Source organism: Paenibacillus sp. TY11, assembly GCF_059772165.1.
The window spans coordinates 1-1,909 of sequence record NZ_JCBAIQ010000060.1 but is presented as its reverse complement, the minus strand read 5'-3'; the positions used below and the strand labels follow the sequence as shown (position 1 = coordinate 1,909).

Sequence of the window (1,909 nt, the reverse complement as noted above, 5' to 3'; positions counted from 1 at the left end):
ATATACCGACGTCGGAAACGATTTTAAACTATGGACAGTTCGAGCAGTACATGGCGAAACACCAGATTACGGCCGTGTTACTACCACCGACGTACGCGGTGTATCTAGAAGCAGAGCGAATGCCAGACCTGCGGATTCTGTTCACGGGGGGATCTGCGACAACGACAGACCTGGTAAACAAGTGGAAGCATCAAGTGGCCTACTACAACGCGTATGGTCCAACGGAAAATTCGATTGTTACAACGATTTGGCCGGTGTCTGAGGACGCGAATGCGGAGGAACGGATTTCTATCGGACGTCCCGTCCCGAATCACCGCGTCTATATCGTGGATGCACAAGGACATTTGGCGCCGGTGGGTGTAGCTGGAGAACTGTGTGTATCAGGTGTAGGACTGGCACGTGGATATCTGCATCGTCCCGAACTGACGGATGAGAAATTTATACCGAATCCGTTTACGGATGGAGAAACCGGATATGAACGGATGTACCGGACAGGGGACTTGGCGAAATGGATGCCGGATGGCAACATCGAGCACCTGGGACGGATAGATCATCAAGTGAAAATCCGGGGCTACCGGATTGAACTGGGTGAGGTGGAGGCGAACCTGTTAAAAATAGAACATGTGCAAGAAGCCATCCTGCTAGCCCGAGAAGACGGACAAGGGCAAAACCAACTGGTAGCCTACTATGTGGCAGAACAAGAAATGAATGCAGGTGTGCTGCGCAGCCTACTGGGTGAAAAGCTGCCTCACTATATGGTACCTTCATACTTTGTACAGCTGGAGTCCATGCCACTGACACCGAACGGCAAAATAGACCGCAAGGCATTGCCAGCACCCGAAGGCAGCCTGCAAACGGGAGCCGATTATACCGCACCACGAACCGGGTTGGAATCCGTGCTGGCGCAAATCTGGCAGGACGTGCTGGGATTAGAGCAAGTCGGTGTAAAAGAGAACTTTTTCGAGATTGGTGGACATTCACTACGCGCGACAACGCTGACCTCGAAGATTCATAAGGAATTGAATAAATCGCTTCCGCTACGTAGTATTTTTGAAGCCCCGACCATTGAACAGCTGGCGGCGGTCATTGAACAATTGGATCAAGAGATGTATGCGTCCATTCCAGTGACGGAAGAACGTCCGTTCTACCCATTGTCCTCGGCACAAAAACGGATGTACGTTTTGCATCAGATTGATCCAGATGATGTGAACTACAATATTCCCGCTGTGCTTCAGGTAAGTGGCCCGCTGGATGTAAAACGGGTGGAGAAGGTTTTCCGCCAGTTGATCTCGCGCCATGCGGCACTCCGCACCAGCTTTGGACTGGTAAACAATGAACCTGTGCAACAGATTCAGGATACGGTGACGTTCGAGGTAGAGTATGCGAAGGTGCAAGCAGGACATGTTGTGACGTATCCAGCTGCTGATCAACAAACCGATGTCGAGGTCTTATATCATGATGCAGCATATGAACAACATACAGAGGGGACTGAGCAGCTTGTAAGCCAGGAAGTGCAAAAATGGGTTCAACGTTTTGTACGCCCATTTGATCTGCAAGCCGCTCCGCTGCTGCGCGTGGCCTTGGTGGATTTGGGCGTACAGGGAGAGGGAGAAAAACAGGAGCCACAGCATCTGTTGATGCTCGATATGCACCATATTATCTCGGACGGCGCATCTATGGGTGTGTTGACCGACGAATTTGTCCGCTTGTACAGCGGTGAAGAACTGTCTCCGCTACGGATTCAATATAAAGACTACGCGGTATGGCAACAAACGGAGGCACAACGGGACTGGATTAAACGTCAGGAAGCATACTGGCTGAATACCTTTAGAGGTGATCTGCCTGTACTGAACTTGCCAACCGACTTTACACGTCCTGCAGTACGAAGCACGGCAGGCGCTACGGTGGT

1 protein-coding gene is annotated in these 1,909 nt (G+C 51.1%); it reads left to right on the top strand.

Translation table 11 applies throughout. From position 1 onward, the window contains the following. The coding region (locus AC6EJC_RS26770; protein WP_444956514.1) for a condensation domain-containing protein at positions 1-1,909 on the top strand (1,909 nt) is incomplete at both ends.